The 6,311-nt window shown below is 33.0% G+C and carries 4 protein-coding genes; all 4 read right to left on the bottom strand.

The genetic code is table 11. The features are described from left to right. Positions 1 to 213: 213 nt before the first annotated feature. The 4 genes from AC3DU7_RS21595 to AC3DU7_RS21610 all read right to left on the bottom strand — a co-directional run bounded on the left by AC3DU7_RS21595 (position 214) and on the right by AC3DU7_RS21610 (position 4,217). Positions 214 to 786, bottom strand: coding sequence for a TerD family protein (locus tag AC3DU7_RS21595; RefSeq protein ID WP_488041362.1), 573 nt, complete (start codon positions 784 to 786; stop codon positions 214 to 216). A gap of 361 nt (positions 787 to 1,147) precedes the next feature. Then, positions 1,148 to 1,717, bottom strand: a complete 570-nt coding sequence (locus tag AC3DU7_RS21600) for a TerD family protein (protein ID WP_488041363.1) — start codon at positions 1,715 to 1,717, stop codon at positions 1,148 to 1,150. 259 nt (positions 1,718 to 1,976) lie between these two features. Next, positions 1,977 to 2,519: a peptide deformylase gene (gene def, locus AC3DU7_RS21605; RefSeq protein ID WP_488041364.1), complete on the bottom strand. Its 543-nt coding sequence runs from the start codon at positions 2,517 to 2,519 to the stop codon at positions 1,977 to 1,979. Positions 2,520 to 2,978: 459 nt separating this feature from the next. Further along, positions 2,979 to 4,217, bottom strand: coding sequence for an HhoA/HhoB/HtrA family serine endopeptidase (locus AC3DU7_RS21610; RefSeq protein ID WP_488041365.1), 1,239 nt, complete (start codon positions 4,215 to 4,217; stop codon positions 2,979 to 2,981). Positions 4,218 to 6,311 lie beyond the last annotated feature (2,094 nt).

Genomic DNA, 6,311 nt, shown 5'->3' on the forward strand with positions numbered 1-6,311 from the left:
CTACTCCCCTACTCCCCCGCTCCCCTACTCCTTAAAAAAGACTTTTTCAGCAAGCCCTAATTACTATAGATAGATATCTCCAACAATCAAAAATCATGCTCTTTTATTGCACTGTTATTCATCAATTCTTTCCCCCTACTGCCTACTCCCTACTCCCTACTCCCTATGCGTAGAGGAGATGGTTAATAGATCCGTTTAGGGGTTCTATAGTTATTAGTAAACATATTTCTCTACAAAAGTTTGTAAACCTGCGTTATATCCTGTTCCCACAGCTTGAAATCTCCACTCATCATTTTTTTGATAGAGACGACCAAATTCTATTGCAGTTTCTCTCGAAAATTCTTCTTCTAATTCATATTTAGTTATTTCTTCTTGAGTTTCCAAATTGTAAATTCTAATAAACGAATTTTTAACTTGCCCAAAGTTTTGTCTTCTTTTTTCTGCATCATGGATGGTCACAACAAAAAGTAATTCTTGAATACTAGAATTAACATTAGTTAAATCTACTTCTATTGTTTCATCATCCCCTTCCCCTTCTCCAGTTCTATTATCTCCCCAATGCTTTACAGAATCATCTGGAGATTTTAAATTATTGTAGAAAACAAAGTATTCATCCTCTGGAATTTTTCCATTATCTCCTAACATAAATACAGAAGCATCTAAGTCAAATTCTACACCTGTATCAGTAGGATTAACATCCCAACCTAAACCAATACCTACTTTTGCTAGACCTGGCGCATCTTTAGAAAGATTAATTCTGTGACCTTTGCTAAGTTTAACAGACATTTATTACCCTCTTTAATATAACTAAACAGACGTAAGCATTCAGCATTTAGCATTCAGAATTCAGCTATTGTTTTTGGTGTGTAATAAAAGATTAATTAATTGAGCTATAATTAAACCCTAATATGAAAGTCAGCTCTCTTTACCTGAAAGCTTATATTCATTTAAACACTCTCCTTAAGTGGATAGTCTTATTGCTGAGAACAGAAAAATTACTCTCTAAGACAAAATACTAATTCAAAATTATGCTATAATAGCGAGTTTTGAATTCTTATTCTCAGATAATAAGTTGATAACTGGTAGCTGATAGCTGATAGCTGACTGCTGAATGCTTACATTGTTAAACAGTTTATTACTTAATCAATTAAGTATATTTCTGTACAAAGCTTTCTAAACCAGAGTTATAGCCTTCTCCAACAGCTTGAAATTTCCATTCACCACTTTTTTTATACAATTTACCAAATTCTATAGCTGTTTCCCTAGAAAAATCTTCTTCCAATTCATATTTAGTTATTTCTTGTTGAGTTTCCCCATCATAGATTCTGATATAAGAATTTCTTACTTGTCCGAAATTTTGTCTTCTTTTATCTGCTTCATATATAGTGACAACAAAAACAATTTCTTCAATGGCAGAATCAACATTTGATAAATCTACAGTGATAGTCTCATCATCTCCTTCTCCTTTTCCTGTGCGACTATCTCCCATCGATTCAACTGCACCATCAGCAGATTTTAGGTTATTGTAAAAGACAAAATATTTCTCTTGAGGAATTTTGCCATTTGCTCCTAACATAAATACAGAAACATCAAGGTCAAAATCTGAACCTGTATCTGAAACATTTACATCCCATCCTAAACCTGCTAGGGCTTTTTTCATTCCAGGCGCTTCTTTAGATAGACTAATTCTTTCACCTTTACTAAGATTAATACTCATACCACTTACTCAATTTATTTACTATTTTTAACTACAACTAACATAGTTATAATTACGAAAAACTTGAAAAACTATATTTTTGAAGATGACTAAACTTCTTCATTTAATCTCATGAAAAAAAATTATATAGTCTTTTCAAGTGATTTGTAAATCTATATTTTCCTGCTTTTGGCAAAAAAAGTTCTGTATACCCTTTTCCCTTTTGTGAACTATTTAGTGTTGACTACCCAGATAAAAATGCTATTAATTAATGGATTAATTATACCTCTTTTGACAATTGATTTAAAATTTGTTTTTGATACTCATCTTCTGTCATTAAATCCCTAGTACTCTCCACACGATCTAAAAAGACTATACCTTCTAGATGATCGTATTCATGTTGGAAAATTTTAGCAACAAAATCTTTTAACTTTTGTCTTTGTAGTTGTCCTTCTCGATTAGAATACTCGACTTCCACTACTCTATATCTTGGTACTAAACCTCTAATTCCTGGCACACTTAAACAACCTTCCCAACCCTTAACCATATCTTCTGAATGAGAAATTATTTTAGGGTTAATCATCGCTAATGGCTCCATTTTTGGGGCATTCGGATATCTGAGATTCGGTCTCGATGCAACTATAAACAGGCGATCGCTACTTGAAACTTGTGGAGCAGCAATTCCCACACCATTTGTGTCAATTACAGTAGCAATTAAATTATCAATTAGCTTTTGTAAATTCTCATCCCAAATATTACTAATAGGTTGAGCTTGACATCGTAATATCTCATTGCCTAACTGAGCTATTTCTAGTATTGCCATAATTTTTTCCTCTGCAAAATTTATAGGTTTTAGGGAGAAGATTTAATCTTGTATCCTAATCTATAAAGTATTTGTGATAACCAGATTTTGTATCAGATAATAAAACAACAAATTTCAACAACAAATTTTTATCTTTAACCTTAATTCCAGTACAAACTACTTCAATTTTATCGAAAAAAAATAGGGAATCAATAATTTTTATCAAATCTTAGTACTCCCTATTTTTTATTCTTTCAGCCTCTGATAGGAAAATAAAAAAGCAACAGTGGGAATTTCAATTACCCCAATCTATTCAATGTAATTCCCAGAATTGATTGTTGGAAAATACATCAAACCAAAATATTCATTCCTTCTTTACTCAAGCTCAATAAAGTTAAATAAACTAAGGCAGCTATGCAGAGAGTAGAGAGCAGAAATAACAATTCCCTTCAGCCTTCTGCTCTCTGCCTTTTCTGATAATCATCCTCTTAACCGAGATGGTAAATTACCAGTACGCAACTGAAAATTTAAGTTCTGACCATTACGATTAACTTCCAATTCCAACAAACTACCCACCGTTTTATTCTGAACAATTTGTTGTACATTTTCAGATTCAGTAATAGTTTGATTATCAATTCTTTGAATTATATCTCCTGGTTGTAAACCACTTTGATCGGCCGGAGACCCAGGCACAACTTGCATAATTAATACCCCTTGGTCGCCGAATAACCGAATATTTGTATCTAAGTTTCGGTTGAGTTCTTGCCTAAGTTCCGGTGTCAGAGTTTGCATCGCAATACCCAAATAAGCGTGTTCTGCTTTACCCCCCTTAATTAATTGTTGAGCAATTTGTTGAGCATTATTAATAGGAATTGCAAATCCTAAGCCTTGAGCACCATCAATAATAGCTGTATTAATACCAATCACTTCACCATTTTGATTGAGTAGAGGGCCACCAGAATTACCAGGATTAATTGCAGCATCCGTCTGAATAAATCCTACTCGCTTATCTGGAACACCCACATCACTACTAGAACGACCTGTAGCACTAATAATACCAACTGTTACAGAATTATCTAAACCTAGGGGGTTACCAATAGCGATCGCCCATTCTCCAGGTTGTAGATTATTTGAATCTCCCACAGTTACGGTAGGGAGGTTATTAGCATCAATTTGAATCACAGCTACATCAGTTACAGAATCTGTGCCCAAAACTTGACCTTGTAAGCGACGGCCATCCTTAAGGACAACTTCTACAGTAGTTGAACCTTCTACAACGTGAGCATTAGTGAGAATTTTACCATCAGAACTAATAATAAAACCAGAGCCAGTTCCTCGCTCAACTGGCCCAGAACGGGATTTAGGAGATTCATAACCATAGAAATCTTCTGGTATTCCTCGACCAAACATATTAGGTCGTTGGCTGAATGTTCGAGAAGCATTAATCCTAACTACTGCCGGACCCACTTTTTGGACAGCATCTACAATAAAGTTACCGTTGGAAATAGGTGCTCTAACTGGCAACCAATTAGACTTTTCTGAGTTAGAAGTACCATAATTATTAGAAGATGATTGAACTATGTTTGTTGAATTTTCCGAAGAGCTAGTTGTTTGTGGGAATACCATACGCTGGCCTAATAATGCCCCTCCAGCCCCTGCCAGTATTAATAAATAGGTTAAAGGTTGTTGCCAAAATACTTTGTCTGTTGTTTTTTTCATTGTCATTTGTTGATATTTGTAATTGCTTCGTCTGTTAAGAATGAATAATCAGGGTTTAACTTCCTGATGAATAATTTTTCTTTAATCTTTCCTACAATACCTCTGAGGTTTATTACTTATTTTTTACTTGTGAATGTTTACATAAGATAGCGATATGTTAAATTTAGCATTTATCGAAAATGATGTCCGGCTATTTAGAGTTAGTGATTCTACACCTATACTTAAGTTTTTTATACCATTTTCATAAAATATTTCTACATAGACCGAAGATGTCTGGAGTAGCAGTGTGACCCCCTAAAGGTTTCATTAGTTACTTTAATTGAAGTGTCTCCAAGACCTCACTAACTCATGGTGTAACGCATCAAAGAAAGCAAATATTAGTGTATGAAAAAAGAGAAAAAAAGGCTAAATACTTACAATATCTGCGCGGGATAAAATTTTATACTTAAGGCCGAAAACACAGATTAATATTTAACTACCTTGGCGTGAATAGGGTTATGATAATTAGATGAATCTCATATATTATCTATTCTTTGTTTCCTAAAAGTGATAATTTTTTGGTTTTATTTAAAATTGAGATGCACACTGATAATTCTACTTTCAACTTTCAATGAGTTAATTTTTATCAAATAATTATCATAAGTACTTGTGCCAAATTAATTTAATATTTGTTAATAGGGAGTAAAGAGTAGAAAGTAGGTAAGAAAAATATAATTGTATACTTGAGCAATAGATATAAAAATCTAAAAATAATTTTGTATACCTGTTTAAATCAAGCAATAGGTATACAATTAATTTTGCATAACTACTTACTAATTTATATATAAATAATCTACTATTATCTCTCTATTGAGCGAAAAATCATGGTCTCAAGCCTCCCCTTTTAAGGGGATAAAAAAAATGGAACTCCGTATTTCAAGCTTCCTGCTTTCCTACGGAATGCTGCGCAAACAGTAGGAGGTACCGATCGCCGATCGCCGATAACTGAAATGACCTTTCCTATACTTACTATTCGTAAAAAAAATATCCGGTTGTTTTGACAGAAATCAGTCTCATATTATTTCTGCATACACCTAAAATTTATTTCAATAGTTCCTTATTGATTAAAAGTAGTAGATAAGGGGGTAAAAGTACCTCAAGTTGAAGTGATAAAATCTTCAATTCCTAAGCTATTTGATAGACAACTTCAAACCGTAAAAATCACCAAAATATCCATAGTAAAGTATTATGCTTCATTGTTATTTTACACCGAATAAGAAACCTTTGAAGTAGTTGTTATAGGCAAGGTTGTTGGCATTGATTTAGGACTTTTTTATTACCCATGATGGCGACAAAAAATATAAGTATAGTGTTTTCAAATGAGATGTAAATCTAGATTGAGCTTTTTTCTAATCAAAAAATCCTGTCTTGAGTATCCATTAATTATTGTGCAAAGCTACTATTTAATAGTGTTTTTTCTTCTTTACTGTCCCCTGTTCCCTGTTCCCTTTTGAGCAATACTCTGTTTCCGCATTTCAAATGAAAAGGCAATATGCTAACCCAAAAACATCAAAAACCATGAGCAAAACCTAGCTATAAAGCAAGTTAAATTAGCTTGTAAGAATCAAGAAAGTAAATCAAGGGTAAAAGCTTGCAAGCTAATAGTTAACAGTTCACGAACCTATTAGTAATGCCCGTCAATACTTTCTACATAAATTATCAATAATAATCAAGCAGTAATCGTTGAGAATTTGAACATTAAGGATATGGTTTCCTACAGAATGCTGCAAAGACGTAATCACAACTTAGCTCAAACTCTCTGTTATATCGGTTGGGGAATATTTATCAATTTTCTTAGCTATAAACTCCAACAAAAAGGTGATTTATTACTAGAGATTATATAGATGGTTCCCTAGTCCTAAGAGGGTATCTATAAAAAAATATTAAGTATTGATGTAGGGTGGGTTAGGCGGAAATAATCTCACAAAATCAAATAATATATTCCTAGTTGCCGTAACCCACCGAATACTAGATATTTGAAATGTTTCTTTAGATTTATTTTACCGAATAATTAATAATTCAATAATTCAATAATTCAGGTTTAAAGCCTCCCCT

Source organism: Okeania sp., assembly GCF_983059655.1.

Excerpts from the sequence above, each read along its gene's own strand:
- AC3DU7_RS21595 (WP_488041362.1), bottom strand. The coding sequence starts at position 786 with ATGTCTGTTAAACTTAGCAAAGGTCACAGAATTAATCTTTCTAAAGAT.
- AC3DU7_RS21600 (WP_488041363.1), bottom strand. The coding sequence starts at position 1,717 with ATGAGTATTAATCTTAGTAAAGGTGAAAGAATTAGTCTATCTAAAGAA.
- def (WP_488041364.1), bottom strand. The coding sequence starts at position 2,519 with ATGGCAATACTAGAAATAGCTCAGTTAGGCAATGAGATATTACGATGT.
- AC3DU7_RS21610 (WP_488041365.1), bottom strand. The coding sequence starts at position 4,217 with ATGAAAAAAACAACAGACAAAGTATTTTGGCAACAACCTTTAACCTAT.